The 25,758-nt window shown below is 68.7% G+C and carries 23 protein-coding genes; 12 read left to right on the top strand and 11 right to left on the bottom strand.

The annotated features are described in order from the left end of the window. Window positions 1–201: 201 nt before the first annotated feature. Both NBG84_RS38150 and NBG84_RS38145 read right to left on the bottom strand, forming a co-directional pair. Complete coding sequence (locus tag NBG84_RS38150; RefSeq protein ID WP_250924311.1) at window positions 202–1,107, bottom strand: ECF subfamily RNA polymerase sigma factor, BldN family; 906 nt, start codon at window positions 1,105–1,107, stop codon at window positions 202–204. A 285-nt stretch (window positions 1,108–1,392) separates the two neighbouring features. After that, window positions 1,393–2,325, bottom strand: coding sequence for an HAD family hydrolase (locus NBG84_RS38145; RefSeq protein ID WP_250924310.1), 933 nt, complete (start codon window positions 2,323–2,325; stop codon window positions 1,393–1,395). A 273-nt stretch (window positions 2,326–2,598) separates the two neighbouring features. On the opposite strand from NBG84_RS38145, the gene NBG84_RS38140 reads away from it, so the two are divergent. From NBG84_RS38140 to hemB, 7 genes are all read left to right on the top strand, one after another. Beyond that, window positions 2,599–2,892: a glutaredoxin family protein gene (locus NBG84_RS38140; RefSeq protein ID WP_250924309.1), complete on the top strand. Its 294-nt coding sequence runs from the start codon at window positions 2,599–2,601 to the stop codon at window positions 2,890–2,892. A 592-nt stretch (window positions 2,893–3,484) separates the two neighbouring features. After that, window positions 3,485–4,216 (top strand): redox-sensing transcriptional repressor Rex, encoded by a 732-nt coding sequence (locus NBG84_RS38135; RefSeq protein ID WP_250924308.1) that lies wholly within the window; start codon window positions 3,485–3,487, stop codon window positions 4,214–4,216. Next, entirely contained in the window at window positions 4,213–6,012 is a 1,800-nt protein-coding gene (locus tag NBG84_RS38130; RefSeq protein ID WP_250924307.1) for a glutamyl-tRNA reductase, read from the top strand. Before NBG84_RS38135 ends, NBG84_RS38130 begins: the two co-directional genes overlap by 4 nt. Further along, the gene (hemC, locus tag NBG84_RS38125) at window positions 6,009–6,968 is read left to right on the top strand and encodes a hydroxymethylbilane synthase (RefSeq protein WP_250924306.1); all 960 of its coding nucleotides are present in this window, start codon (window positions 6,009–6,011) and stop codon (window positions 6,966–6,968) included. Before NBG84_RS38130 ends, hemC begins: the two co-directional genes overlap by 4 nt. Next, entirely contained in the window at window positions 6,965–8,623 is a 1,659-nt protein-coding gene (locus NBG84_RS38120) for a bifunctional uroporphyrinogen-III C-methyltransferase/uroporphyrinogen-III synthase (RefSeq protein WP_250924305.1), read from the top strand. The genes hemC and NBG84_RS38120 overlap by 4 nt, the downstream gene beginning before the upstream one ends. 191 nt (window positions 8,624–8,814) lie before the next feature. Next, window positions 8,815–9,357, top strand: coding sequence for a DinB family protein (locus NBG84_RS38115; protein ID WP_250924304.1), 543 nt, complete (start codon window positions 8,815–8,817; stop codon window positions 9,355–9,357). A 5-nt stretch (window positions 9,358–9,362) separates the two neighbouring features. Beyond that, on the top strand, window positions 9,363–10,364 hold the full coding sequence (gene hemB, locus NBG84_RS38110) for a porphobilinogen synthase (RefSeq protein ID WP_250924303.1): 1,002 nt from the start codon (window positions 9,363–9,365) through the stop codon (window positions 10,362–10,364). Window positions 10,365–10,468: 104 nt separating this feature from the next. Here hemB and NBG84_RS38105 read toward each other — a convergent pair whose 3' ends face one another. Together NBG84_RS38105 and NBG84_RS38100 are read right to left on the bottom strand one after the other, a co-directional pair. Beyond that, window positions 10,469–11,404 (bottom strand): glycoside hydrolase family 19 protein, encoded by a 936-nt coding sequence (locus NBG84_RS38105; RefSeq protein ID WP_250924324.1) that lies wholly within the window; start codon window positions 11,402–11,404, stop codon window positions 10,469–10,471. Between the two features lie 427 nt (window positions 11,405–11,831). Further along, window positions 11,832–12,773, bottom strand: a complete 942-nt coding sequence (locus NBG84_RS38100; RefSeq protein ID WP_250924302.1) for an NAD(P)-dependent oxidoreductase — start codon at window positions 12,771–12,773, stop codon at window positions 11,832–11,834. A 176-nt stretch (window positions 12,774–12,949) separates the two neighbouring features. On the opposite strand from NBG84_RS38100, the gene NBG84_RS38095 reads away from it, so the two are divergent. After that, window positions 12,950–13,219, top strand: coding sequence for a DUF1876 domain-containing protein (locus NBG84_RS38095; protein ID WP_250924301.1), 270 nt, complete (start codon window positions 12,950–12,952; stop codon window positions 13,217–13,219). 223 nt (window positions 13,220–13,442) lie between these two features. On the opposite strand, the gene NBG84_RS38090 is transcribed toward NBG84_RS38095, so the two are convergent. Together NBG84_RS38090 and argS are read right to left on the bottom strand one after the other, a co-directional pair. Beyond that, window positions 13,443–13,796 carry an antibiotic biosynthesis monooxygenase gene (locus tag NBG84_RS38090; RefSeq protein ID WP_250924300.1) on the bottom strand — a complete coding sequence of 118 codons (354 nt, stop codon included), beginning with the start codon at window positions 13,794–13,796 and terminating at the stop codon, window positions 13,443–13,445. 231 nt (window positions 13,797–14,027) lie between these two features. Beyond that, entirely contained in the window at window positions 14,028–15,797 is a 1,770-nt protein-coding gene (argS, locus tag NBG84_RS38085) for an arginine--tRNA ligase (RefSeq protein WP_250924299.1), read from the bottom strand. Between the two features lie 225 nt (window positions 15,798–16,022). Here argS and lysS point away from each other — a divergent pair, with 225 nt between their 5' ends. After that, on the top strand, window positions 16,023–17,753 hold the full coding sequence (gene lysS, locus NBG84_RS38080; RefSeq protein ID WP_250924298.1) for a lysine--tRNA ligase: 1,731 nt from the start codon (window positions 16,023–16,025) through the stop codon (window positions 17,751–17,753). A 233-nt stretch (window positions 17,754–17,986) separates the two neighbouring features. Beyond that, on the top strand, window positions 17,987–18,193 hold the full coding sequence (locus NBG84_RS38075; RefSeq protein WP_250924297.1) for a hypothetical protein: 207 nt from the start codon (window positions 17,987–17,989) through the stop codon (window positions 18,191–18,193). 135 nt (window positions 18,194–18,328) lie between these two features. On the opposite strand, the gene NBG84_RS38070 is transcribed toward NBG84_RS38075, so the two are convergent. The 3 genes from NBG84_RS38070 to NBG84_RS38060 all read right to left on the bottom strand — a co-directional run bounded on the left by NBG84_RS38070 (window position 18,329) and on the right by NBG84_RS38060 (window position 21,866). After that, window positions 18,329–19,996, bottom strand: coding sequence for a DUF2637 domain-containing protein (locus tag NBG84_RS38070; protein ID WP_250924296.1), 1,668 nt, complete (start codon window positions 19,994–19,996; stop codon window positions 18,329–18,331). A gap of 119 nt (window positions 19,997–20,115) precedes the next feature. Continuing rightward, window positions 20,116–20,874, bottom strand: a complete 759-nt coding sequence (locus tag NBG84_RS38065) for a DUF3558 domain-containing protein (RefSeq protein ID WP_250924295.1) — start codon at window positions 20,872–20,874, stop codon at window positions 20,116–20,118. Window positions 20,875–21,023: 149 nt separating this feature from the next. Beyond that, complete coding sequence (locus tag NBG84_RS38060; protein WP_425608778.1) at window positions 21,024–21,866, bottom strand: DUF3558 domain-containing protein; 843 nt, start codon at window positions 21,864–21,866, stop codon at window positions 21,024–21,026. A 169-nt stretch (window positions 21,867–22,035) separates the two neighbouring features. Between NBG84_RS38060 and NBG84_RS38055 the strand changes: the two genes are divergently transcribed. Beyond that, complete coding sequence (locus NBG84_RS38055) at window positions 22,036–23,229, top strand: RtcB family protein (RefSeq protein WP_250924294.1); 1,194 nt, start codon at window positions 22,036–22,038, stop codon at window positions 23,227–23,229. 196 nt (window positions 23,230–23,425) lie between these two features. On the opposite strand, the gene NBG84_RS38050 is transcribed toward NBG84_RS38055, so the two are convergent. Together NBG84_RS38050 and NBG84_RS38045 are read right to left on the bottom strand one after the other, a co-directional pair. Continuing rightward, window positions 23,426–24,199 (bottom strand): SDR family NAD(P)-dependent oxidoreductase, encoded by a 774-nt coding sequence (locus NBG84_RS38050; RefSeq protein WP_250924293.1) that lies wholly within the window; start codon window positions 24,197–24,199, stop codon window positions 23,426–23,428. A 514-nt stretch (window positions 24,200–24,713) separates the two neighbouring features. After that, the gene (locus NBG84_RS38045; RefSeq protein ID WP_250924292.1) at window positions 24,714–25,049 is read right to left on the bottom strand and encodes a YnfA family protein; all 336 of its coding nucleotides are present in this window, start codon (window positions 25,047–25,049) and stop codon (window positions 24,714–24,716) included. 87 nt (window positions 25,050–25,136) lie between these two features. Here NBG84_RS38045 and NBG84_RS38040 point away from each other — a divergent pair, with 87 nt between their 5' ends. After that, window positions 25,137–25,625 (top strand): hypothetical protein, encoded by a 489-nt coding sequence (locus NBG84_RS38040; protein ID WP_250924291.1) that lies wholly within the window; start codon window positions 25,137–25,139, stop codon window positions 25,623–25,625. Window positions 25,626–25,758 lie beyond the last annotated feature (133 nt).

Genomic DNA, 25,758 nt, shown 5'->3' with positions numbered 1-25,758 from the left:
TCATGACGATCGACTCCCCTGGGGTTTTGGAAGGTTGCACGCCGTGAGCGCATCCACACGATCGAGTGAGTGGCTGCGGGCATGGCGTGACCACAGGGAGCCTGCATCCCGCACAACGAGTGTCGCGGCACTTGGGTTACGCGCGAAGGATGATCGGACCAGTGCGTCATCGAGGCGTCACCGATTGTTAGTTGAGGTCGGTCAGCGGGCGTCGTCGGGGAGCAGGCGGGCCAGGGTGCGTACGGCACGGTACTGGAGGGTCTTGATCGCACCCTCGTTCTTGCCCATCACCCGGGCGGTCTCCGCGACCGACAAGCCCTGCAGGAAGCGCAGGGTCACGCACTCCTGCTGCTGAGGATTGAGTTTCCGCACCGCTTCCAGCAGCGCGGCATTGGATAGGGACTCCAGGACGGAGTCCTCCGGACTGCGCTCGACCTCATTGGCGTCGAGCATCTCGCCGGTGGTCACCTCCAGCCGGAAACGGCTGGACTTGAAGTGGTCGGCGACGAGGTTGCGGGCGATGGTCACCAGCCAGGCGCCGAAGTCGCGGCCCTGCCAGGTGAAGGTGGAGATGCGGCGCAGGGCGCGGAGGAACGTCTCGCTGGTGAGGTCCTCCGCCGTCGCCTTTCCTCCGACGCGGTAGTAGATGTAGCGGTAGACCGTGTCGCTGTACTGGTCGTAGAGCCGGCCGAAGGCGTCGGCCTCGCCCGCTTGCGCGCGCTCGACCAGTTCCATCATGCGGGCGCTGTCGCTGTCGGCGGTGGGCCGACGGACCTTGGCGGGTGTCGAGGCGGTGGAGTTGCCGGACGAGGCGGGGGCGGACGGGGCGGTTGAGGCGCCCCCACCGGCTCGGCCGGTCCGTCTGACCAACCCACGGCCGGAGGCTGCACGACCTCGTCGCCCCTCGACGATGGCACCGCGCGTCGACCCCTCCTTGAAGCCGTCGGCCAGTGCGTAGCAGGGGGCGGCAGAACCGCTGGTGGCAAGGCGGGGCATGGCGAGGGCGGGGACGGCGTACGCGGTGGGGACGAAACCGCGCAAGTGGTCAAGGACCGCCGCGCGAAGCGTAGCCAGGCCCGAGGTGTCAACCCCGACGTGTGGGTACACGGGACTCCCAGAGGCAGAGCTTCCATCACGTGCAGTGCGGGACCGTTCACTCGTCGTGGCGACGAGCGGGACCCGTATGCGTCTGAGGAGAATAACGCTTCGTACAGGCAGTGCTACACCCAGTTGCTCAAATCGTCGTTTCCGTCGCTTCTGTTATGCCGGAATGACGGTTCAGGTAGCAGATAGTGAGCATTTGGTGATCGTTTTTGTTCGCGATCTGTCTCTTCAAGGGTGTGGCGACGATGGTTCCCGATGGGCCGCGGAACTGTGTTCGGGCCGCGGAGACTAGCGGCGACGGCGGTGGATGGCCACGGCAGCCGCCGTACCGCCCGCGATGGCGCCCACGCCGGCCGCTGCCGGGATGCCGACTTTGGCCGCTTTGCGGCCGGTCCGGTAGTCGCGCAGGCGCCAGTCGCGTTCGCGCGCGTGTTTGCGCAGCTTGGTGTCCGGATTGATCGCGTATGGATGTCCTACGAGCGACAGCATCGGGATGTCGTTGTGGGAGTCGCTGTACGCGGCGCAGCGGGCCAGTTCCAGGCCCTCGGCAGCGGCCAGTGCGCGTACCGCCTCGGCTTTCGCGGGGCCGTGCAGGGGTTCGCCGACGAGCTTGCCGGTGTAGACACCGCTCACCGACTCGGCGACCGTGCCGAGCGCACCGGTCAGGCCGAGGCGTCGGGCGATGATCGTGGCGGTCTCCACCGGGGCCGCCGTCACGAGCCAGACCTTCTGGCCGGCGTCGAGATGGGCCTGGGCCAGTGCGCGGGTGCCCGGCCAGATCCGCTCCGCCATGTACTCGTCGTAGATCTCCTCGCCGATGCTCATCAACTCGGCCACCCGGTGGCCCTTCACGATGGACAGGGCGGATTCGCGGACGTCCTGCATGTGCTCCGGGTCCTCGACCCCGGCGAGACGGAACCAGGTCTGCTGCCAGGCGAACCGGGCCAGTTCGCGGCGCTGGAAGAAGTTGCGCTTGTAGAGGCCCCGGCCGAAGTGGAAGAGCGCGGCGCCCTGCATCACGGTGTTGTCCAGGTCGAAGAAAGCCGCCGCCCGTACATCGCCCAGGACCGGGAAAACCGGCGTGTCGGACTCCTCGGCACCGGCGGGCGGTACGAGCTCCTGTGATGTCTTGCGAGCTGCCTCGGCTGCGGCCTCGCCTGCGAGGACGCTCCGTGCGGTGGCGGAGCGCCTACGGGGGGTGAGCCATCCCAGTGCGGCCATGTGGCGAGCATAGCCAGTCTGTTCGGAACTTCCCGACACGCCGGGGCGCCAGCGGGTGAACTCTGGGTGACACGCCTGCGGAGCGGAGTGTCGCCGGGGCCGGGGCGGAGTGTCGGGAGGTCGTCCAGCGCTGGTCGGGGGTGTGACCGGCTCGCCGTGGAGGTCCGGCGTGCGGGGGGCCGGAGCGGGTGGTTCGGGGGTGTGGCTCGGGGTGTGGCTCAAGGGCGCCGGGGGATGTTCGGAGGGGATGCCGGCCGGGCGGAGAATGGGCCCATGAGTCCTGTGTGGCGGCGTACCAAGAAGAAGGCCGGCGGCGAGCGGCCCGGTGACGGGCGGAAGGTCACGCTGATCGGCAAACCCGGATGCCATCTCTGTGATGAAGCGCGTTCCGTGGTGGCGCGGGTGTGCGCGGAGACCGGCGCGTCCTGGGACGAGAAGGACATCAGTGAGGACGAGGAACTTCACCGGGCCTACTGGGAGCAGATTCCGGTGGTGCTGGTGGACGGTGAGCAGCACACGTTCTGGAAGGTCGACCCCGAGCGGCTGCGGCGCGCGCTGATGAGCTGAGGGGTGTTGGGCGTGGCGACCGGGGGCGCTTTCCGGTCGAAGGCGGCCCTTTGGTCAGTGCCGGTTGAGTAGAAGAGGGCCGGGCGTCCGTAAGAGGGGCAGCAGGGGCGCTTCGGGTGCTTACCAGGGGCGGGGCGGGGGTGAGCTGGATTCCCATCGGCCCAGCGTGACCCCTGTTGCCTATGTGGCGGCTGTGAATCGACTACGGGGGGTTGGTGGGCATGGTCGGCGGGGTTGCCGGGGCGCGTGCTGCTGGCGTGATGGGGGCGCTTGATTGCGATGGGGAAGCCCGTCGTTTCCGACTGCCGTTGTCATGGCTCTTTCGGGATTCCAGGGAGACAGGGCAGAGTAAGCGGTCTCGGGGGCAGATACATGAGGAGTGTGTACGGTTTTGCCCCCTTCGCGCCTTGAACGGGCCGACGTGGCTCGTGGTTCCGGGTTTACGCGATCTGAGCGCGTGACCCCGATCACTTTGCTCGGACAAAACGGACACTATCTTTGTGCACGCGTTCACAAAGACATAGCCTGCATTCGACGGGGCGGTCTTGGGACACACGGCCGCCTAGAGCCCCGCTCATCCCGCAGGAGCACCGTGGCAACTGGCCGAAATCACCGACCGGCGACCCGCAGCCGAGGAATCCCCGAGGCCACCGTCGCCCGGCTCCCGCTGTATCTGCGGGCGCTGACCGCTCTGTCCGAGCGGTCCGTGCCCACAGTCTCATCCGAAGAGCTGGCGGCAGCGGCAGGGGTCAATTCCGCGAAGCTGCGGAAGGACTTCTCGTACCTCGGTTCCTATGGAACGCGAGGTGTTGGCTATGACGTGGAGTACCTCGTCTACCAGATCTCCCGGGAACTGGGTCTGACCCAGGACTGGCCCGTGGTGATCGTCGGTATCGGTAACCTCGGCGCCGCACTCGCCAACTACGGTGGGTTCGCCTCCCGTGGGTTCCGGGTCGCCGCGCTGATCGACGCCGACCCGGCCATGGCAGGCAAGCCGGTCGCCGGGATGCCGGTGCAGCACGCCGATGAGCTGGAGAAGATCATCAGCGACAACGGTGTGTCGATCGGCGTCATCGCGACACCCGCGGGCGCGGCCCAGCAGGTGTGTGAGCGCCTGGTCGCCGCCGGCGTCACCTCCATCCTGAACTTCGCCCCCACCGTGCTGTCCGTGCCCGACGGCGTGGATGTGCGCAAGGTCGACCTCTCGATCGAACTCCAGATCCTCGCCTTCCACGAGCAGCGCAAGGCCGGCGAGGAAGCCGATGCCGAGGCCGCGAGCCGGAAGGGACCCGACGGAGACATGCCCGCCGTGATGCCGGCATGAGCCTTCTGGTCATCGGGCTGAGCCATCGCAGCGCTCCGGTGAGCGTGCTGGAACGGGCCTCGCTCTCCGCGGACGCCCAGGGCAAGCTGCTCCAGGACACGCTGGCCGCGGAGCCCGCGGCCGAGGCGGCGGTGCTCGCCACCTGCAACCGCATCGAGCTGTACGCGGACGTGGAGAAGTTCCACGCGGGCGTGGCCGAGCTGTCCACGCTGCTCGCCCAGCACAGCGGCGTGGGCCTGGAGGAGCTGACCCCTTATCTCTATGTGCACTACGAGGACCGCGCGGTCCACCACCTCTTCTCGGTGGCCTGCGGTCTTGACTCCATGGTCGTCGGCGAGGGGCAGATCCTCGGCCAGATCAAGGACGCGCTCGCCCGCGGCCAGGAGCAGCACTCCGCCGGTCGGCTGATCAACGACCTCTTCCAGCAGTCCCTGCGGGTCGGCAAGCGGGCCCACAGCGAGACCGGGATCGACCGGGCCGGGCAGTCCCTGGTGACGTTCGGCCTGGAACAGCTGGCCGAAGGCGCTGAGGTGGAGAGCTGGGCCGTCGGCAAGCGGGTGCTGGTGATCGGCGCCGGATCGATGTCCTCGCTCGCCGCGACGACACTCGCCCGGCTCGGCGTGGCTGAACTGGTCATCGCGAACCGGACGTTGGATCGGGCGGAACGACTCGCCTCGGTCCTCTCGGGCGCGGCCTTGGACGACATGACCGTACGCGCGGTGCCCATGGTCGAGGTCGCCGGGGAGCTGACACGTGCCGACGCGGTGGTGTCGTGCACCGGCGCAACGGGTCTGGTGCTGACCGCGGAAGCGGTTGCCGGGGCGCTGTCCGAGCGCGCGGTGAGCCGTCAGGACACCGCACTCTCCGATTCCCCCTCCCCCGACGAGGACCACCCGCACCCAGGTGATCTGCTGGCCCCCGAGGGCAGCCTGGTCGCGCGGCTCGCGGCCACGGCCGCCCGGGACGGTCGCGTACCGGACCAGGCGACCGGGTCCATGGCCGCTGTCGACGATGTCGAGCGGCCGGGCGGCGTTGCCGGCGAGGCCGCGGGCAGCGGATCGCCGACCACGGCGGGCCCGGCCTCGCTGCGGGCGGCGACCACCCATGACGGTGCCGATGACGCTGGCACCTGCCCCATCGGGCTCGATGTCCAGCACTCGCCGCGCGAGCTCTCCCAGCACGGGGTCTGGGCGGCGAACGCCGAGAACACCAGCCCCGCAGGGAGCGCGGCCCACCCCCACCGGGTTCGCTCCGCCGTACCGAACGGGCGAGGAAGCGCTCCCGTAAGCATGGGACTGCTCGACCTCGCCATGCCCCGCGACATCGATCACGCCGTCCACCGGCTTCCCGGGGTGCGGCTGGTCGATATCGAGTCGCTCGCCGAGGCATCGGCCGATGCGCCGATGGCCGCCGATGTCGACCAGGTGCGGCGCATAGTCTCCGACGAGGTCGCTGCCTTCGGGGCCGCGCAACGTGCCGCGCACATCACCCCGACCGTCGTCGCTCTGCGCACGATGGCCGCCGATGTGGTCGCCGGCGAGATCGCCCGGCTCGAAGGCCGGCTCCCCGCGCTCGACGAGAAGGAGCGCGCCGAGATCAAACAGACCGTCCGCCGTGTCGTGGACAAGCTGCTTCACGCCCCCACCGTGCGGGTCAAGCAGCTTGCGAGCGAACCGGGTGGCGCCGGGTACGCCGACGCCCTGCGGACACTCTTCGACCTCGACCCGGAGACGGTCGCCTCCGTCAGCCGGGCCGATTTGAATGACGCAGATGTCAAGAACCGAGGGCGAGTATGACCGAGAGTGCACTCAGACTCGGGACCAGGCGCAGCAAGCTCGCCATGGCCCAGTCGGGGCAAGTGGCTCGGGCGGTGCGCCAGTTGACCGGGCGTCCCGTCGAGCTCGTGGAGATCACGACATACGGGGACACTTCCCGTGAGCATCTCGCGCAGATCGGCGGCACGGGAGTTTTCGTGGCCGCGCTGCGGGAGTCGCTGGTGCGCGGTGAGGTGGATTTCGCCGTTCATTCGCTGAAGGACCTTCCCACCACCCAGCCCGACGACCTGCTGCTTGCGGCCGTGCCGCTGCGCGAGGACCCGCGGGACGTACTGGTGGCGCGTGATGGACTGACTTTCGACCGGCTGCCCGCGGGCGCTCGGGTCGGAACCGGCTCGCCACGCAGGATGGCGCAGTTGAACGCATATGCGCGTGCACACCACACGCACATACAGACCGTGCCGATCCGCGGCAACATCGATACCCGGATCGGATACGTACGAAGTGGGGAGCTGGACGCGGTGGTACTCGCCGCGGCCGGATTGAACCGCATCGGAATGACGGACGAGGCCACCGACTTCCTGTCGGTCGACTTCGTCCTACCGGCCCCCGGCCAGGGGGCCCTGGCGATCGAGTGCACCGCGGATAACGTGCGACTCGCAGCCCTGCTCGCGCAGCTCGACGACCCGGCAACCCGGGCCGCCGTAACTGCCGAGCGCTCCCTGCTCGCCGCCCTGGAGGCCGGCTGCTCCGCACCTGTGGGTGCGTTGGCCGACCTGTTGGGCGACGGACAGGATGTCACCGAAATGCGCCTGCGCGGCGTCGTCGGCACAACCGACGGCTCGACGCTGGTGCAGCTGTCCACCACCGGTCCCGTACCCACGTCGCACGGCGACGCCATCGCGCTCGGGCGCGAACTCGCGTCCGAGATGCTCGCCAAGGGTGCGGCTGGTCTTATGGGGGAGCGAGCACATTGAGCCCCACCACCAACCCGTCCTCGGCGTTCTCGGCACACGGGCATGTCACTTTCCTCGGCGCCGGTCCCGGCGATCCCGGACTGTTGACCTTGCGGGCTGTCGAGGCACTCGCGGTAGCCGACGTACTGATCGCCGAGCCCGATGTGCTCGACGTCGTACGTAGCCATGCGCGGGTGAGCGTCAGCACACCTGAGTTGACGGTTGTTGACGATGCGTCAACAGCCGCCAGAATCCCCGTACTCAGGGATGCGGTCAATCTTGTCATGGAGGCTGCCCGGAGCGGCAAGCGGGTCGTCCGTGCCGTGATCGGCGATCCGGGCCTGGACGCCGACGCCGGTCAGGAGATGCTGGCGTGCGCCGCGGAGGGGATTCCCTTCGAGGTCGTGCCGGGCATCGCCACCGCCGTGGGAGTGCCCGCCTATGCGGGTGTGCCGCTGCGGGACGCGCAGGGCGCGGATGTCCGCTTCGTGGATGCCCGCAGCGCAAGTGAGCGCTGCTGGACGGAGGTTGGCGCGAGCGATTGCACCGTCGTGGTCTCCACCACGCTGGACGCGATCGGCGTCGCCGCGAACGAACTGGTGTCCGCCGGTCGCAAGCCAGACACCCCGCTGACGGTCACGGTCGCTGGTACGACCACCCGGCAGCGGACCTGGGCGGCCACCCTCGGGACCATCGCGCAGACCCTCAAGCAGGCGAAGGTGCTGCCGGCACCCGATGGGCATCGACCGGTGATAGCCGTGGTCGGTGAGCGCAGTTGTGCCGCCCAGCGGGACCAGCTCGCGTGGTTCGAGTCCAAGCCGCTGTTCGGTTGGCGGGTGTTGGTGCCGCGGACCAAGGAGCAGTCGGCTTCGCTCTCCGACCAACTCCGTTCGTACGGCGCGGTTCCGCATGAGGTCCCGACGATCGCGGTGGAACCGCCGCGTACCCCGCAGCAGATGGAGCGGGCCGTCAAGGGGCTGGTGACCGGTCGGTACGAGTGGATCGCCTTCACCTCGGTGAACGCGGTGAAGGCCGTACGCGAGAAGTTCGAGGAGTACGGACTCGACGCACGGGCGTTCGCCGGTATCAAGGTGGCCGCGGTGGGCGAGCAGACGGCTCGGGCGCTGGTCGAGTTCGGTGTGAAGCCCGATCTGGTGCCCAGCGGTGAGCAGTCGGCCGCCGGACTCCTGGAGGACTGGCCGCCGTACGACCCTGTCTTCGACCCCATCGATCGGGTGTTTTTGCCGCGTGCCGACATCGCGACCGAGACCCTGGTCGCGGGCCTGATCGAGCTGGGCTGGGAGGTGGACGACGTCACCGCGTACCGCACGGTACGGGCCTCGCCGCCACCCGCGGACACCCGGGAGGCGATCAAGGGCGGCGGGTTTGACGCGGTGCTCTTCACCTCGTCCTCCACCGTGCGCAACCTGGTCGGTATCGCGGGCAAGCCGCACAACGTGACCGTGATCGCATGTATCGGCCCGGCCACCGCCAAGACGGCGGAGGAGCACGGACTGCGGGTGGACGTGCTCTCTCCGGAGCCTTCGGTGAACCGCTTGGCGGAGGCGCTGGCGGAGTTCGGCGCCGCCCGCCGGGCCGCGGCGGTCGAGGCGGGCGAGCATGTGCTGCGCCCGTCGGAGCGCAGACCGGGCGGTCGGCGCAGGCGCACCACCTGAGAAGTGGGTACGCGTGGGGGCCTGTGCCCCGGGCCAACTGGTCCGGGGCACAGGCCCCCACGTTCTTCCGGGAGTTCCGGTACCGGCCCGCGGCTGGTCAAGGGCGTGTGGTGAAGTGGCGCACCGGGTGAGCTCGGCTGCCGTGGCCAAAGCGGTTGCTCCATGATCCGGAGCGGTGAAACGCTCCTTCGATGACCGTAGCCCGCGTGGAACTGCTCATACGCCAGCTCGACACCGTATGGGCCCTCTGGGAGTACCACCTGCCCGGCATCGACGACGCCGCCTGCCTCTGGGAGCCGGCCCCGGGGAGCTGGACCGTACGGCAGGACGCCGCCGGCCACTGGGTCGCCGACTGGCAGGTGCCCGAGCCCGAGCCCGTGCCCACCACCTCGATCGGCTGGCTCACCTGGCACATGGGCTACTGGTGGACGACGACGTTCCAGCACTGCTTCGGTCCCGGGGCACCCGCCAGGGAGGAGATCCACTGGCCGGGCAGCGCCGAGGCCACCGTCGAGTGGCTGGGGGCGCTCAGGAACGACTGGCGCGCTGAGCTGCTCCAGCTCAGCGACGCCGATCTCGATTCCACCGCCCGCACCGAGGGGCTCGCCTGGGGAGAGGGGCTGAGGCTGGTGGAGGTGGCCGGCTGGATCACGGTCGAGCTGACCAAGAACGTCGCTGAGGTCGGCCAGCTGCTGCTCCTGCGTCAGGCGCTCTCGGCCCGGGGCGTAGCGTAGGTGCCATGAGTGTGTATGGATCGTTTCCGGAGGCCAGGCCGCGGCGACTGCGGACCACCCCCGCCCTGCGGCGCATGGTCGCCGAGACCCGGCTGCACCCCGCTGATCTGATCCTTCCCGCGTTTGTGCGGGAGGGCATCGGTGAGCCCGTGCCGATCTCCGCCATGCCGGGGGTCGTACAGCACACCCGGGACACCCTGCGGAAGGCGGCCGTGGAGGCTCGTGCGGCCGGGGTCTCGGGGATCATGCTCTTCGGGGTGCCGGAGGACGGGAAGAAGGACGCCGTCGGCACGGCGGGCACCGACCCGGACGGCATTCTCCAACTCGCCATCCGCGATGTGCGGGCCGAGGTCGGCGATGAGTTGGTGATCATGTCGGATCTCTGTCTGGACGAGTACACCGACCACGGCCACTGCGGTGTCCTGGACACCGAGGGCCGCGTCGACAACGACGCGACCTTGGAGCGCTACGCGGAGATGGCGCAGGTGCAGGCCGACGCGGGCGTCCATGTAGTGGGTCCCAGCGGGATGATGGACGGCCAGGTCGGTGTCGTTCGGGAGGCGCTGGACAACATCGGCAGGGAGGATGTGTCGATCCTCGCGTACACGGCGAAGTACTCGTCCGCCTTCTACGGTCCCTTCCGTGAGGCGGTCGGGTCGTCGTTGCGGGGGGACCGCAAGACCTATCAGCAGGACCCGGCCAATGCCCGGGAGTCCCTGCGCGAGTTGGCGCTCGACCTCGAAGAGGGCGCGGACATGGTGATGGTCAAGCCCGCGGGGCCGTATCTCGATGTGCTGGCGAAGATCGCGGACGCGGTGGACGTACCGGTGGCCGCCTACCAGATCAGCGGCGAGTACGCGATGGTCGAGGCCGCCGCGGAGAAGGGCTGGATCGACCGGGAGAAGGCGGTGCTGGAGACGCTCACCGGCATTCGCCGGGCCGGGGCGCGGATGATCCTCACCTACTGGGCGACGGAGGCCGCGGGCCTGCTGCGCGCGCAGCACTGAGGCCGTCGAGGGAAACCAGTGGCCGGGCCGGCTGGTGAGAGCGGTACGGGCACAACAATGCGGGCCGGGGAAGGCATCCCGGCCCGCAGTCTGTTGGGTGGTGCTCAGCAGGACAGGTTCGACCCGGTCGGCACGCCCAGGATCTGGGCGAACTGGGTGTACTTGTTCACCCGGCTCTGGACCTGTGCCGGGTTGCCGCCGTTGCATTCCAGGCTGCCGTTGATCGACCAGATCGTCTGGCCGAAGCCCGCCTGGTTCACCATGGCGTTGTGGCCGGTCATCGTGCCCGGGCCGTTCTGGGTGTTCCAGTACCAGAGGCCTGTCTTCCAGGCCACGGCCGCGTCCTGCTCCACCTTCCAGGGGTTGTTGAGCAGATCGATACCGAGCGCCTCGCCGGCCGCCTTGTAGTTGAAGTTCCAGCTGAGCTGGATCGGGCCGCGGCCGTAGTACGCGGCCTGGCCGGCGGGGCAGCCGTAGGGCTGGTTGCGGTCGCAGTAGTGCGGGTAGTTCGCGGTGTTCTGCTCCACGACGTGGACGAGCCCGCCGGTCTCATGGCTGATGTTGGCGAGGAAGGCCGCGGCCTCCTGCTTCTTGACCGTGTCGGTACCGGTCTTGGCGAAGCCGGGGTAGGCGCTGAGGGCGGCCGTCAGTCCGGAGTAGGTGTAGAACGGCTTCCGGCTCGGGAACATCTGGTTGAACTGAGCCTCGCTCACCACGAATCCGCTGGGGTCGGGATTCTGGGTGGGGCTGGTGCTCGGGCTTGGGCTCGGGTCGGGGTTGGGCTCGCCACCTACACAGGTGTAGGGGTCCCAGTACCAGGTGCTGACGGTGGGGTTCCAGCCTGGGTTGTCGTGCTCGGCGACATAGTGCTTGCCGTCGGTGTACTTGACTACGTCGCCCGTACGGTAGTTGGTACCAAAGGTCCAACTGGGGGCGTTGGTGCACTTTGCGTCGGCGGCGGGGGCGGCGGACGCTGTAGGGAGGAGGCTTGCCGCGGCCAAACCGCTGGCGGCGACGATGGCAACGAGCCACGCCTTCATGCCTTTTCGCACGCGCTGTCTCCTTTGCGCGAGGAACGGCCCTGCCCGGAAGGGAGGTGGGGGCTCCGGGCAGTGCCGTGGTGGGGGGTTGTACCACTTACTCAAGCGCGTCGGTCTGGTCCAGTCAAGGTATAGACCAATGCGAGTTCGTGGTCTCTCGGCGCGGTTAGCGTGGCACAACTGGATCGGGCAGAAGGCGAGTTAGTGCAAAGAGGGAGGTGGTTGGGCCTGTCGTGGCGAGGGTTGAGTGCTGGGTCTGTTGGGGAAGAGGGTTGAAATGGGTGGCAGTTGGATGCTTGTGCCACCCAAGAGGAAGCCTCTGGGGGTATTCGGGCACAAGGTGTGGTTTCTGCCCCCTTCTCGCGATGCGCCGGGTGATCGCAGGGGATGTCACTCGGTCAGCGGCGGGCTAACGGCCGTACGCGGGCTAGCGGGCGAACAACGTAGCCAGGCGGGAGAGTCCGTCCCCTCCGTACCCCTCCTTGACCGCTCGGTCCAGTACTTCCTGGAGCGGCCCAAAGAAGAGCGGGTCCACACCCTGGTCGCGAAAGGCGGCCAGGAAGTTGGGGATCGCCGCATGGTTGACGGCGAGGCTGGAGACATCGGTGAGGTGCTGATCGGAATCGATCGCCTCCGCGTCGGCCGGGACGCCCGCGAGCATCGCGCCGATCCAGGGCACCAGGAGCTCTGACAGCTCCCGGGCCGGAATGTTCTCCGTACGGGCGAGGGCGAACGCCTGCATCACGCCGACGGTCATGCCGTACATCCCGGTGAGCAGCGCTATGTCGTACAGCGCTGCGAGCCCGGGGTCGGCGCCGACGAACTTGGTGTCGCCGAACGCGGCGAGGGTGGGCTGATGGGTCCTGAAGGCTCGTTCGTCGCCGCTGTAGAAGACATAGGCATGGGGGCCGGCGATCATCTGCGGCACCGCCATGATGCCTCCGTCGAGATAGCTCGCACCGTGCTCGGCGGCCCAGGCCGCCAGCTCACGGGCGCGTGCGGGGGTGCCGTTGGTCAGATTGACGATGGTGCGGCCCGCCAGCTGGTCGCCCACGCCGTCCAGTACCTCCTGGACGTGGTCATTGGTCAGCAGGCAGGCGATGATGAGCTTGCTCGCGCTGACGGCTGCCGCGGGGGAGTCGGCGGGTAGCGCCCCCTGGGCGACCAGTGGGCCGGTCTTGGCGGCCGTGCGGTTCCAGACGGTGACCTGGTGGCCGGCCTGGAGGAGGGCCGAGGCCAGTGCGGTCCCCATCATGCCGAGGCCCAGCACGGCCAGGGGGACGGTGGGCGCGCCGGGTGCGGTGATGCCGGCGAGACGGGGTACGGCGCCGAAGGGCGAGGGCACGTGTGACGGGTTTGGCGAGTTCACAGCCGAGCTCCTGGGGGCGGGGGGTTTTCCTTGATCCTCGTATCCAGGCTGCGGCGACGACAAGTACCCACTAATAAGTGGGGTACTTACCGAAAGGTAAGCAAATGCGGGTGGAACAGTGGTGATCTCGGCCGGGCAGGCGCACGCTGGAGGGGTGACTCCGGAGGTGATCCATCATGCAGACACTCGTCGGCTGGCATATCGAGCTGGAATTCCAGGAGGAGGACGACCGGACCCGGGCCGCCGCCATGGTGAGACTGGCGGACGGGACCGAGTACCGCGCGCACGGGCTTGCCCAGCGCCACCCATCGGATGCCGAACAGTTGCGGGTCGGTGAGGAGATCGCGGGTGCGCGGGCGCTCATGGATCTCGCCTCGCAGTTGCTCCAGAAGGCCCACACCGAAATCGATCAGGCGTCCGGTCGGACCTCGCACGCACTGAGCTGAGGTGATGCGGGTACCTCGCCGCCAGAACTGAGGGCCTACGCCGAACCGGGGCGAGGGGGCCTGAGGCATGCGCTGAACTGGCTGCGCTGCCGCTCCGGGCCCGGGTCGGGGCCCTGACCCGGAACCGATCGCTCGGGCCTGCGTCCTGGCCGGCGGCACATGGGTGCTCCCTTGCGGAACCCGCCGCCGCAGAGCCGACGAGTGGACACCCCGAGCCGAGGCGCTACTGCCGTTCTCTCGGGCCGACTTCGCGTACGACCGTGTAGGTGGGGACTCCGCTCATTCGGGGTTCGGCCCTGCCGGAGAGCGTGTCCAGCGCCTTTCCGATGGCTGCCATCCGGCCTTCGGTGTCGGATGTCTCGACGAAGTTGCGGTAGTCCGCCTCGTCCCGCCAGTGCACGACGTTGTAGACACGGGTGCCGTCCGTACTGACGTGGAACCGGGCCGAGCGGAATCCGGGATGGAAGCTGACCCACTGATCGATGATTTCGGCGAAGCCGTCCACCAACTCGGTCTGCGTCTCGGGGCCGTCGACGGTGTATTCGATGATCGAGTAGAAGCCGCGGTCGGTAGTCATGTCAGTTCCCCTGGTGTGAGCGATACGAATGTCTCGCGACAGGGAAGAGTCTGGAACCTCAAGAGGACTTGAGGTCAAGGGGTCCCGGTGTGCCCCGTACTCACCCGGTCGCCCTGCTGGATGTTCGCGGACCGGCTCGCGAGGTGGGAGATCTGCGCAGGCGTACCGAGCAAGCGGCCGCGGCCCTCTCGGGTCGCGGCCGCCGCGTGGATCGTGTGAGCCGGGTGGGTGCTACAGCCGCTCGGGGGTGCGGATGCCCAGCAGCGCCATGCCCTGGTGGAGGGTCCGTGCGGTCAGATCGATCAGGAACAGCCGGTTCTCGACGACCTCCGGCGGGTTGGCGTCGCTCAGCACCTGGCACTGGTCGTAGAACTTCGTCAGATGGGAGGCGAGCTGGTACAGATACGCGGCGAGCTTGTGCGGCTCGTACGCGGCGGCCACCTCGGCGATCGTCTCGCTGAACCGGTCCAGATGCAGGGCCAGCGCGCGCTCCGCCGGGGCCAGCGCCAACTCGGGGTGAGCGGCCGGGCCCGTAGCGCCTGCCCTGCGCTTGATGGACTGGATACGGGCGTACGCGTACTGGAGGTAGACGGAGGTGTCGCCGTTGAGGGACACCATCTGGTCCAGGTCGAAGCGGTAGTCGCGGGTGGCCGACGTGGACAGGTCGGCGTACTTGATGGCGCCGACGCCGACCTGCGTCCCCCGCTCGGCGATCTCCTCTTCGGTCAGCTCACCACGGGTGTCCTTCTCGCGGACCACCTCGGTGGCGTGCTCCACGGCCTCATCGAGCAGATCCACCAGCCGGACGGTCTCGCCCTCCCGGGTCTTGAACGGCTTGCCGTCCTTGCCCAGCACCGTGCCGAACGCCAACTGGACGGCCTTGACCCGGTCGTTGAGCCAGCCCGCCCGGCGAGCCGTCTCGAAGACCATCCTGAAGTGCAGGGCCTGCCGAGCGTCCACCACATACAGCAGGGTGTCCGCACCGAGGTTCTGCACCCGGTCACGGATCGCGGAGAGGTCGGTGGCGGCATAGCCGAAGCCGCCGTTCGACTTCTGCACGATCAGCGGGGTCGGCTTGCCGTCCGGGCCCAGCACATCGTCGAAGAAGACGCAGAGCGCGCCCTCGGAACGCACCGCGACCCCGGATTCCTCCAGGAAGCGGCAGGTGTCGTTGAGCATGTCGTTGTAGCCCGACTCGCCCACGACATCGGCGTCATGGATCTCCATGTCGAGCTTGCCGAAGACCGAGTAGAAGTAGATCTTCGACTCATCGACGAACTGCTGCCAGCGCGCCAGCGTCTCCGGGTCCCCGGCCTGAAGGGCGACCACCCGGTCCCGGGCCCGCGCCTTGAACTCCTCGTCGGAGTCGAAGAGCGTCCGGGAGGCCTTGTAGAGCCGGCCGAGCGACGACATCGCCTCCTCGCCGGAGACCGTCTCGCCCTTGTCGTGGTCCAGCTCGTGCGGGTGCTCGACCAGATACTGGATGAGCATGCCGAACTGGGTGCCCCAGTCACCGATGTGATGGCGCCGGACCACCTTCTCGCCGGTGAACTCCAGGATCTCCACCATCGCCGCCCCGATCACGGCGGACCGAAGGTGGCCGACGTGCATCTCCTTGGCCACATTCGGCTGGGCGTAGTCGATGACGGTCGTGCCAGCCTGCTCGTTGTACGGCACTCCGAGCCGGTCGTCGGCGGCGCGGGCGGCCAGGGTCTCGACGATCGCCCGGTCGGTGACCGTGATGTTCAGGAAGCCCGGTCCCGAGACCTCGATCTCCTGGAGCAGATCGCCGGCCGCGAGTGCGCCGACGACCTTGGCCGCCAGCTCGCGCGGATTGCCCTTCAGCTGCTTGGCGAGGGCCAGGATGCCATTGGCCTGGAAGTCGGCCCGGTCGCTGCGTCGCAGCAGCGGGTCGGCGGAACCGGCCTCCGGCAGGGCTGCCGAGAGGGCGTCCGCGAGGCGCTGCTGCACGGTCGAAGCGAGAGAGGGGACCGAGGCCATGAGCTTCCGTTCCTGGGAGGAGGGTTCCTTACGGCTGTCAAGTGTCCCATGGGGGAGAGGGCACTCTCCTCCCCTTAAGGGCTGCCCGGGAGCATCCGGGCCCTGGTGACCGACGGTGGCGAGGGGCCCGACGCACAGCGGACCGCCGGGCCGCTCCAGAGCGGGTCACTTCGTCTGGGAGAATGGTCTACGCCGAGTAGTCGAGGAGTTTCGAGAAAGAAGGACGTGCCGACCGTGGCTCAGAGCAGCACCGAGACCGACTGGGTCTCCCGTTTCGCGGACGAGGTCATTGCGGAATCGGAACGGCGTGCGCCTGGGAAACCTGTCGTCGTCGCCTCCGGGATCTCGCCATCCGGCCCCGTCCACCTGGGCAATCTCCGTGAGGTCATGACCCCGCACCTGGTTGCCGACGAGGTCAGGCGGCGTGGCCATGAGGTACGCCACCTCATCTCCTGGGACGACTACGACCGCTTCCGCAAGGTCCCCGCGGGTATCGCTGGTGTGGACGAGAGCTGGGCCGAGCACATCGGGCGCCCGCTGACCTCGGTGCCCGCGCCCAAGGGCTCCCCGCATCCGAACTGGTCCGAACACTTCAAGAGCGCGCTCATCGAGTCCCTGGCCGAACTGGGGGTGGAGTACGACTCCATCAGCCAGACCGAGCAGTACACCGCGGGCGTCTATCGCGAGCAGGTTCTGCACGCGATGAAGCACCGGGCCGACATCGATGCGATCTTGGCCCAGTACCGCACGAAGAAGGGCCCCGCCAAGAAGTCGCAGAAGCCCCTCGACGAGGCCGAGGTGGAGGCCGCCGAGGGCTCCGGTGCCGCCGCCGAGGACGACGGCACCAGTTCGGCCGGCTACTTCCCGTACAAGCCGTACTGCGGTAACTGCGAGAAGGACCTGACCACCGTCACGGCGTATGACGACGAGACCACCGAGCTGAGCTACGTCTGCACGGCGTGCGACTTCTCGGAGACCGTCCGGCTGAGCGGGTTCAACCGCGGAAAGCTGGTCTGGAAGGTCGACTGGCCGATGCGCTGGGCGTACGAGGGCGTCATCTTCGAGCCGAGCGGTGTCGACCACTCGTCGCCGGGCTCGTCGTTCCAGGTCGGCGGGGAGATCGTCGGAAGCATCTTCGGCGGACAGCAGCCGATCGGGCCGATGTACGCCTTCGTCGGCATCTCCGGGATGGCGAAGATGTCGTCGTCGCGCGGTGGGGTGCCCACCCCGGCCGACGCGCTGAAGATCATGGAAGCACCGCTGCTGCGCTGGCTCTACGCCCGGCGCAGGCCCAACCAGTCGTTCAAGATCGCCTTCGATCAGGAGATCCAGCGGCTGTACGACGAGTGGGACAAGCTGGCGGCGAAGATCGCGGACGGTTCGGCGCTGCCCGCCGATGTGGCGGCCCACACCCGTGCGGTGGGCACCGCGGCGGGGACGCTTCCCACCACGCCGAGGCCGCTGCCGTATCGGACGCTGGCCTCCGTCGTGGACATCACCGGCGGTCACGGCGAGCAGACCGTTCGCATTCTGAGCGAGCTCGACCCGGCGAACCCGCTGACCTCGCTGGATGAGGTGCGGCCCCGGCTGGATCGCGCCGAGAACTGGATCACCAGCCAGGTCCCGGCGGACGCCCGGACGATCGTGCGCTCCGAGCCGGACGACGAGCTGCTGAAGTCGCTGGACGACGACGGCCGCGAGTCGCTTCGGCTGCTGCTGGACGGGCTGGACTCGCACTGGTCCCTGGACGGGCTGACCACGCTGGTGTACGGGGTGCCCAAGGTGCTGGCGGGGCTGGAGCCGGATGCCAAGCCCACCCCGGAGCTGAAGGCGGCCCAGCGGTCGTTCTTCGCTCTGCTGTACCGGCTGCTGGTGACCCGGGAGACGGGTCCGCGACTGCCCACGCTGCTGCTCGCGGTGGGTGCGGATCGGGTGCGGACACTGCTGGGGGCCTGATTCACCACCGCCCCGGCTTCTGCCGGCGGTGGGACTTCCGCGCTGGTCATGGGCCGGGTGCTCCTCCTTCGGGAGGAAGCGCCCGGCCCATGTCGTTCCCTTGGGGGCGGGGCCTTTGCGGCCAGCGGGGTGGTGTGACCTGATGCCCTCGTCGGGCACTGCATCCTTTGGCTGATGAACGGTTCCGACGTGCGCACGACGTATCGCGGGCGGGCCCGGGAGACCGTGGAGGCATGAAGAACGAAATCATCCTCACGATCGGTTGGGTCGCCGCAATCCAGGGCGTACTGGGCGCGGCGGGCCAAATCTTCGGCGATGACCCCTGGGGCCTTCTGCATCTGTGGTGGAACATCCCCGTGGGTGGCTATCTCGCCATCTTCCTGGTGGGCGCGGCGATCGCGTTCATGGGGGAGACGACACGCAGACGGGAGCGAGGCTGATCAGCGGCTACCAGCGAAACGGGTGCCAGGCCCCAGAACTCGGGGCCCTGGGCCCGCTGGGCGTGGGCCGGTGCCACTCCCGACCCGCCTGCCCCACCGTCTGACGCTCCTGCGCCACGGTTCCAGGCGAAAGCCCTACGCGATGTGCTCGGCCTCCAACTCGGCCTCCATGCGCTGCCGGAACTCAGGCATCGCCTGTCGCAGCAGCGCGGTGCCGCGCGGGTGGCTCATGCCGTGGACATCCGACAGATGTATGTCGAGGTGCTCAACGCTGGGGTACTTCCCCAGATCGTGCGAGAGCGAGGCGAAGACCGGATAGGCCGCCTCATAGAACTCCTGGTCCTCGGCGAGCTGTTCCGGGTCCGGTAGATCCACGCCGGGCCCGTGGACCGGCTCCCCTTGGTGGAACACCGGTTGTTGCGCGGACTGCTGGGCCGGCTCCTCCTGCGGCACCTGCTGAAGGCGCGGCTCCTGCACCTGCTGAAGGTGCTCCTCCTGCGGTACGGCCTGGTGGGCGGGCTGCTGCGCCTGCTGAGGGGCCTCGGTCTGGGGCAACGGCCCCTGGGGCGGTCGGGCTTGGGCGTGGGGCTGCATCTGGGCGGGGTGGGGCTGAGCCTGCTCCTGCGGGTGGGCCTCTCCGAGCGACGGGGACTGTGTCCCGTCCTGGAACTGTGCCTGGAGCTGTCCCTGAGACTGTGCCTGAGGCTGGGCCGGTCCCTGCGGATGGGCGTGGGCCTGGGGATAGGGCTGGCCCTGCGCATGGGTGTGAGCCTGCGCGAGGTGGGGGGCCGGGGCTTCTGGCCGCTGGCCCGGAATGCCACCGAGCGGACGCGTACGGCCGGGTCCGGACGGCACCCGCACCGGAGTGGGCTCCAGGCCCTCGACATAGGTGGGATTGAAGGCCCGCTCGGAGGCGTCCTGCGGCATCTGGGTGGCCGTGAACCATGGGCTGCCATGGGCGCCTGGCCCGGTGTAGGGCTGCTGATGGTCCGGGTGTTCCGACGGGTGCTGCTCGGCTGCGGGGTCCTGCGCCCTGGGCAGCTCGGGTTGCCCTGCGGCGTGGGGCGGTGCCGCCAACTTCTGCTGCGGCTTGGGTGCCGGGGGCAGGAGCACCGGGTCGATTCCGGCCGCTGCCAGGCCGGCGGCGGCGGTCTCCGCGAGCGGCACCCCGTACTTCGCAAGGCGCAGCGGCATCAGCGACTCCACCGGCGCCTTGCGCCGCCAGGCCCGCCCGAAGCGGGCCTGCAACCTGGCCTGGTAGATCAGTCGGTCCTGCTCCAACTTGATCACCTGCTCATAGCTGCGCAGCTCCCAGAGCTTCATCCGCCGCCAGAGCTTGAAGGTGGGGATGGGCGACAGCAGCCAGCGGGTGATGCGGACACCCTCCATGTGCTTGTCGGCGGTGATGTCCGCGATCCGGCCGACCGCGTGCCGTGCCGCCTCGACGGTGACCACGAACAGGATCGGAATCACGGAGTGCATTCCGACGCCCAGCGGGTCCGGCCACGAGGCAGCGCCGTTGAAGGCGATCGTGGCCACGGTGAGCAGCCAGGCGGTCTGTCGCAGCAGCGGGAAGGGAATGCGCATCCATGTCAGCAGCAGGTCCAGGGCCAGCAGTACACAGATGCCCGCGTCGATGCCGATCGGGAAGACCAGCGCGAAATCGCCGAATCCCTTGCGCTCCGCCAGGTCTCGCACCGCCGCGTAGGAACCCGCAAACCCGATCGCAGCAATGATCACGGCGCCCGCGACCACGACCCCGATGAGTATGCGGTGCGTGCGTGTCAGTTGCATCGCGGCCACCGCGACCCCCTCCCCTGTTCGTAACGCGTACGCATGTCCGGGTACGGAACGGGTTCTTGGGTGCGCATGGTGAGGAACGCGCGCTCAGGAACGCATGTTCCTTTCCGGCCAGGGGCAGGCTACTTGTTGGCGGCGGTAACGGAGGTAACAGTCTCCTTCACCGCTGGCACGGCATCCTTGAGGAGATCGGCCACTGCCGGGGGCTTCGCGCCCGCGTAACCCGTGCCGTTGTAGGTGAGCGTGATGAGGATGTTGTCCGTACGCGTCACGATCGTGACGTAGGAGAAGTCTTCGCCGGTCTTGCGGAGTTGATAACTGAGGGCCGTCGCCTCTTCGCCGACTCCGGCCGAGGGCGCGGCTTTCACGTTCTTCGCGCCGGTGGTGGCGCGGTTCTTGGCCACTTCCTTGGTGTACGCCTCCTGGGCTCGCTGCTTGCCGCTGGTGCCGAGGGCGGCATCCGACTCAAAGCGCAGGAAGGACACATCGAGCCAGCGGTACTGCGAGCCTTTGACGCCGTTGTCGTCCAGGCCGTTCCATGAGCAGCTGCCGCGGGTCAGCAGATCCGTGGACCGGCCGGGTGTGCCGGCCTTGGCCTTGGTGGAGGGCACCAGCTTCTCGATGGTCTTCGGCTTGAGCGACCTGCATGCTTCGGGGAGCTTGGTGAACTTCACCGGGGCGACCGCGGGCTTCTTCTCCGACTCCGGGGTAGCGAGGGCCGCGCCACCGGAACTACCGGCTTTATCGGTCTTTTCTGACTTCTGTGACTTTTCGGCCTTTGGCTTGCCGTCCGAGTCCGACGAGCAGCCGGAGGCGACGAGCATCACCGGGACGGCTGCGCAGGCGAGTATGCGGGCGAGTCGCGGGGCTGTTCGGTGCATGGTTCCTTCAGTCGTGGTCGTACGGTCATCGGCGGTCGAGGCGATTCGACCGGCGAAGCCACCGTACGCGGATCGGGCGGATCGGCGGCGGGCCTGTGGAGAACGCCTGTGGATAACCGGGTCCCGGTCGATCGGGTCGGTGAGGGACTTCAGTCGCTGAACTTCTTGACCAGGTTTCTGGCCAGGTGCTGGGCCTTTTCCTGGAGTTCCTTGCTCTCGGGGATCACCGTGGTGTGACCGGATTGTTCGGTGTAGACGACCGTTGCGATGACGTTCGATGTGCGGAACACCACGCTCACCGTGCGCCGCTGAGCGGTGGAGCCGGCCGCGGCGGAGGCGAGATCGTCATCGAGGTAGGCGGCGTCACCGATGCTGTTGAGCATCCTTGAGCCGAGTGTGGCGGCTGGCTCTGTGGCGTCGATCGATGGTGTGCCCGACACCGGCGCCGACGCTGATGCTGACGCTGTCGGGGCCTCTGTGGCCACGGGGACGGCGGCTGCGATCTGTTTCTCGGTGAACAGCTCCTGTGCCCGGTCGTCGTCGCTGACCGCCGGGTCATAGGAGACCACCCGCTCGATGTCGAGGCTGAGGCTGTGGGAGGCGTCCGGGGCGTCGGACTTCCAGGCGCAGCCGACCCGCCGGTCGGTGTCGAAGGTACTGCTGGCTGAGCCGCGAAGGATCTCCTGCTGCTGCTTGTCCGGGAGTCCGACGGTGCCGGGCAGCAGGTCCTTGAGCGCGGAGCTGCCGACGGACCCGCAGGGTTCGAACAGGGTGCGGTACTTGCCGGGCTGGGCGATCGACTTGGTGCCCGGGCCGGCTTTGGCGTCGGTACCGGAGCCGGTGGCCCCGGTGTTCGAGGTGCAGCCGACCGCGAGCGCCGCGAGGAGTGCGGCGTGCAGCGCCGCCACGCGACCTGTTGAGGACTCCTTCACCCTGCGGCGCGGTGCGTACACCCGTGCCTCCGGGTGGGGTGCGTACGCCTTTCGTTGCACGGTCCCAGGCTCCCTTCGAGCGGAAAAGCTGTTGCCGCGCGACGGCGGCCGATGGACACAATGTCTATCGCACACGCTGCTGTGGCTGTCGGCCCGCTGGGGTTTTCGCGGGCATTGGCACCGGTTTTGTGTTTCAGGGATTTAAGGATTTTTCGGGGGTTTGGGAACTATGTCTTATGTAGAACTGCCGGGTGCGAAGGTGCCCATCCGCGTCTGGACCGACCCGGCGACGATCGAAGACGTCGCGATGCAGCAGCTGCGAAACGTGGCGACCCTGCCGTGGATCAAGGGTCTTGCCGTGATGCCGGACGTCCACTACGGCAAGGGCGCCACGGTCGGTTCCGTGATCGCCATGCAGGGAGCCGTCTGCCCGGCCGCGGTCGGTGTCGACATCGGCTGTGGCATGTCGGCCGTGAAGTCCTCGCTCACCGCGAACGACCTGCCGGGTGATCTCTCCCGGCTGCGTTCGAAGATCGAGGAGGCGATCCCGGTGGGCCGGGGCATGCACGGTGAACCGGTCGACGTGGAGCGGGTGTTCGGCTTCGACACGCGGGGTTGGGACGACTTCTGGAACCGCTTCGACCAGGTGGCCGACCCGGTGAAGTTCCGTCGCGAACGGGCGGCGAAGCAGCTGGGCACGCTCGGCGGCGGCAATCACTTCGTCGAGTTCTGCCTGGACGAGACGGGAGCGGTCTGGCTGATGCTGCACTCGGGCTCCCGGAACATCGGCAACGCGCTGGCAGACCACCACATCGGCGAGGCCCAGAAGCTCTCCCACAACCAGGGCCTGATCGATCGTGACCTCGCGGTCTTCATCGCGGAGACCCCGCAGATGGAGGCGTATCGAAATGACCTGTTCTGGGCGCAGGAGTACGCCAAGTACAACCGCGCGATCATGATGGGGATCTTCCAGGAAGTCGTCCGGCGCGAGTTCCGCAAGGCGAAGGTCGCCTATGAACCGGTTATCTCCTGCCACCACAACTATGTGTCGGAGGAGCGCTACGACGGCATGGACCTGCTGGTCACGCGCAAGGGGGCGATTCGGGCCGGCAGCGGGGACTACGGCATCATCCCCGGCTCGATGGGCACCGGTTCCTACATCGTCAAGGGCCTCGGGAACGAGAAGTCGTTCAACTCCGCTTCGCACGGCGCGGGCCGCAGGATGAGCCGCAACGCCGCGAAGAAGAGGTTCACCACACAGGATCTGGAGCAGCAGACCCAGGGTGTGGAGTGCCGTAAGGACGCGGGGGTCGTGGATGAGATCCCGGGCGCGTACAAGCCGATCGAGAAGGTCATCGACCAGCAGAGGGATCTGGTGCGGGTGGTGGCGAAGCTCAAGCAGGTCGTCTGCGTCAAGGGTTGAGCGCCGGCCGCCGGGCGCCCTGGCGGGCGGGGTCGAGTCCACCCGGGGATCGGCGGATGCCTCCTGGGAACGAGGCCCCCGCTGGCCGGGCGGGGCGGATTCCTGATCCGTTCGGCGGCACGGGTCCAGCTGCGGGACCCGCGCCGCCCTGCGGTCGATTCCAGCGCGCCGCCCGGTACGGGTGGACCTCGCGGCGTCACCGTTCGCGGTGCACCTTGGAGTTGGAGGCCTGAGCGCGCGGCCGGACCACGAGCAGATCGATGTTGACGTGCGATGGACGGGTGACCGCCCAGGTGATGGTGTCCGCCACATCGTCGGCGGTGAGGGGTTCCGCGACGCCCTCGTACACCTTCGCAGCCCTCGTGGTGTCCCCATGGAAGCGGGTCGTGGCGAACTCCTCGGTCTTCACCATCCCCGGCGCCACCTCGATCACCCGCACCGGTGTGCCGACGATCTCCAGCCGCAGGGTCTCGGCGAGCACATGGGCACCGTGCTTGGCCGCGACATAGCCGGCACCGCCCTCGTAGGTGCCGTGGCCCGCGGTGGAGGTGAGCACGACGACCGTGCCGTCCCCGCTGGCGGTGAGGGTGGGCAGAAGGGCCTGGGTGGCGTTGAGCGCGCCGATGACATTGACCTCGAACATCCGTCGCCAATCGGCCGGATCGCCGGTCGCCACGGAGTCGGCTCCCAGCGCGCCACCGGCGTTGTTGATCAGCACGTCGCAGCGACCCACGGCCGCCGCGAACGCGTCGACGGCGGGCCTGTCCGTGACGTCGAGGGGGTACGCGGTGGCCTGTGCGCCGCTCGCGGTCAGCTCGGCGGCCAGCGCCTCGATACGGTCCTTGCGGCGAGCGGTGAGGACGACGCGATACCCCGCCCGAGCGAGTTGCCGCGCGGTGGCGGCCCCGATACCGCTGCTGGCGCCCGTGACGACGGCGACGGGCGTGGTAGGCGTGCTGGGCGTGGTCATGGCCTGCTCCTCGCGCGAGTGATCGGACCGGCCCCAGAATAGGCGGGGTCCGGTACGGCCCCGAGGGGGCCTGCTGCGCCGTTGGCTCCTTGTAGTGCGCCGGGCCGCCGCGGGGGAACGAGGTCGGCCGCCATCGCTTCCCGGCAGCTGGGTCCGCGCCCCAGGCGGGTCGCACCGGTACTGAGCGGAGGCGCCTCAGGGGGCCGGGCTCTAGGCCTCCCAGGCTCCGGGGTCCCGGGGTCCGCGGTCCCGGGGGTTCAATCGGACCCCCTCGGCCAGGGCCAAGCCGGGCGCTGAGGGAGGCGAAGAGCGGTTCTCCTCCCTGAACGCCGGTGATTCCAGTGATGCGGGCGATGCGGGCGATGCGGGCGATGCGGGCGATGCGGGCGTGGGGCGAGTCCGCCCAGACGATCCGCTCGGGCTCGGCGAGTCCCGCGGTGCGGTAGGCCAACCGCACCCCGTCGGCGGCAGGCGGCCGCCCGGCCTGCCGACGGACGATGCGGCGAGGGCCGGGTCAGCGGCCTCGGGGGCCGTACATGATCAAGGCCATCCCGGCCAGGCAGATCAGCGCCCCCAGGACGTCCCAGCGGTCCGGACGGTATCCGTCCGCCACCATCCCCCAGACGATCGACCCCGCCACGAACACCCCGCCGTACGCCGCCAGGATGCGTCCGAACTCCCCGTCCGGCTGGAGGGTGGCCACCACCCCGTAGGCGCCGAGCGCAATCACTCCGGCCCCGATCCAGACCCAGCCCCGGTGCTCCCTGATCCCCTGCCAGACGAGCCACGCCCCACCGATCTCGAAGAGCGCGGCCACGGCGAAGAGGGCGATGGAGCGAGCGACGACCATGGCGTCAGCCTGCCATGCGCGGGGCGAAGACGCGCCGATCTAACGGACAATCAGTAATATCAACCAACAAAACGGTATCTTTGCCTCATGTCCGGAAAGCGCAAAGTGGTACTCACGGTTTCCGCGGTGCTCGCCGCGGGGGTGATGGTGATCGGTACAGGGGCCGCGCAGGCTGGTGCCGGGGACGCGGCTCCCGAAGCGGATGTGGCGCACCACGGGCACATCTCGCTGGTGGACGGGCAGCTACGGGTCTCTCTCGCATCCAAGAGCCATGGCCCGGTGGACGTGGCCGACTCCACCGTGCGAATCGGCTTCTCCGGGCCCCTGGCGGCTGCCCAGCAACTGCCTCCCGGATGCCTCTGGGCGGCCGATCAGGAGATGCTCTGCGCCACCGGGCCGCTGCGGGCCGGGGCTGACGGGCAGCAGGACGCCTTCACGCTCAGCACGACGGGCACCCCGGAGGAGATGGTCGTCACCATCGCCACCCAGTGGAACGGCGGTGCGGTCGACCACAACCCCACCAACCATGAGCATGAGGTCCTGGTGCCGGCCACTGGAGACCTCTACGTCTTCTGAACCCCGGCCTGACCCCGCTCTGGCCGTGTTCCGACCCTGCTCGGAAGAGATCGCGCCGCCGACCGCCTCCGCCCCCGGTGCGCCTGGGCCAACCCCCGCGCCGACCCGGCGGCAGTGATCTGTCCCCGACGCC

Origin of the sequence: Streptomyces albipurpureus (genome assembly GCF_023701525.1) — a bacterium.
Lineage (GTDB): Bacteria > Actinomycetota > Actinomycetes > Streptomycetales > Streptomycetaceae > Streptomyces > Streptomyces albipurpureus.
The sequence above is the reverse complement of the archived record's forward strand: the minus strand, read 5'-3'. Positions and strand labels throughout refer to the sequence as shown.

Excerpts from the sequence above, each read along its gene's own strand:
- NBG84_RS38145 (WP_250924310.1), bottom strand. The coding sequence starts at position 2,325 with ATGGCCGCACTGGGATGGCTCACCCCCCGTAGGCGCTCCGCCACCGCA.
- NBG84_RS38140 (WP_250924309.1), top strand. The coding sequence starts at position 2,599 with ATGAGTCCTGTGTGGCGGCGTACCAAGAAGAAGGCCGGCGGCGAGCGG.
- NBG84_RS38130 (WP_250924307.1), top strand. The coding sequence starts at position 4,213 with ATGAGCCTTCTGGTCATCGGGCTGAGCCATCGCAGCGCTCCGGTGAGC.
- hemC (WP_250924306.1), top strand. The coding sequence starts at position 6,009 with ATGACCGAGAGTGCACTCAGACTCGGGACCAGGCGCAGCAAGCTCGCC.
- NBG84_RS38115 (WP_250924304.1), top strand. The coding sequence starts at position 8,815 with ATGACCGTAGCCCGCGTGGAACTGCTCATACGCCAGCTCGACACCGTA.
- hemB (WP_250924303.1), top strand. The coding sequence starts at position 9,363 with ATGAGTGTGTATGGATCGTTTCCGGAGGCCAGGCCGCGGCGACTGCGG.
- NBG84_RS38105 (WP_250924324.1), bottom strand. The coding sequence starts at position 11,404 with ATGAAGGCGTGGCTCGTTGCCATCGTCGCCGCCAGCGGTTTGGCCGCG.
- NBG84_RS38095 (WP_250924301.1), top strand. The coding sequence starts at position 12,950 with ATGCAGACACTCGTCGGCTGGCATATCGAGCTGGAATTCCAGGAGGAG.
- NBG84_RS38090 (WP_250924300.1), bottom strand. The coding sequence starts at position 13,796 with ATGACTACCGACCGCGGCTTCTACTCGATCATCGAATACACCGTCGAC.
- argS (WP_250924299.1), bottom strand. The coding sequence starts at position 15,797 with ATGGCCTCGGTCCCCTCTCTCGCTTCGACCGTGCAGCAGCGCCTCGCG.
- NBG84_RS38075 (WP_250924297.1), top strand. The coding sequence starts at position 17,987 with ATGAAGAACGAAATCATCCTCACGATCGGTTGGGTCGCCGCAATCCAG.
- NBG84_RS38065 (WP_250924295.1), bottom strand. The coding sequence starts at position 20,874 with ATGCACCGAACAGCCCCGCGACTCGCCCGCATACTCGCCTGCGCAGCC.
- NBG84_RS38055 (WP_250924294.1), top strand. The coding sequence starts at position 22,036 with ATGTCTTATGTAGAACTGCCGGGTGCGAAGGTGCCCATCCGCGTCTGG.
- NBG84_RS38050 (WP_250924293.1), bottom strand. The coding sequence starts at position 24,199 with ATGACCACGCCCAGCACGCCTACCACGCCCGTCGCCGTCGTCACGGGC.
- NBG84_RS38045 (WP_250924292.1), bottom strand. The coding sequence starts at position 25,049 with ATGGTCGTCGCTCGCTCCATCGCCCTCTTCGCCGTGGCCGCGCTCTTC.
- NBG84_RS38040 (WP_250924291.1), top strand. The coding sequence starts at position 25,137 with ATGTCCGGAAAGCGCAAAGTGGTACTCACGGTTTCCGCGGTGCTCGCC.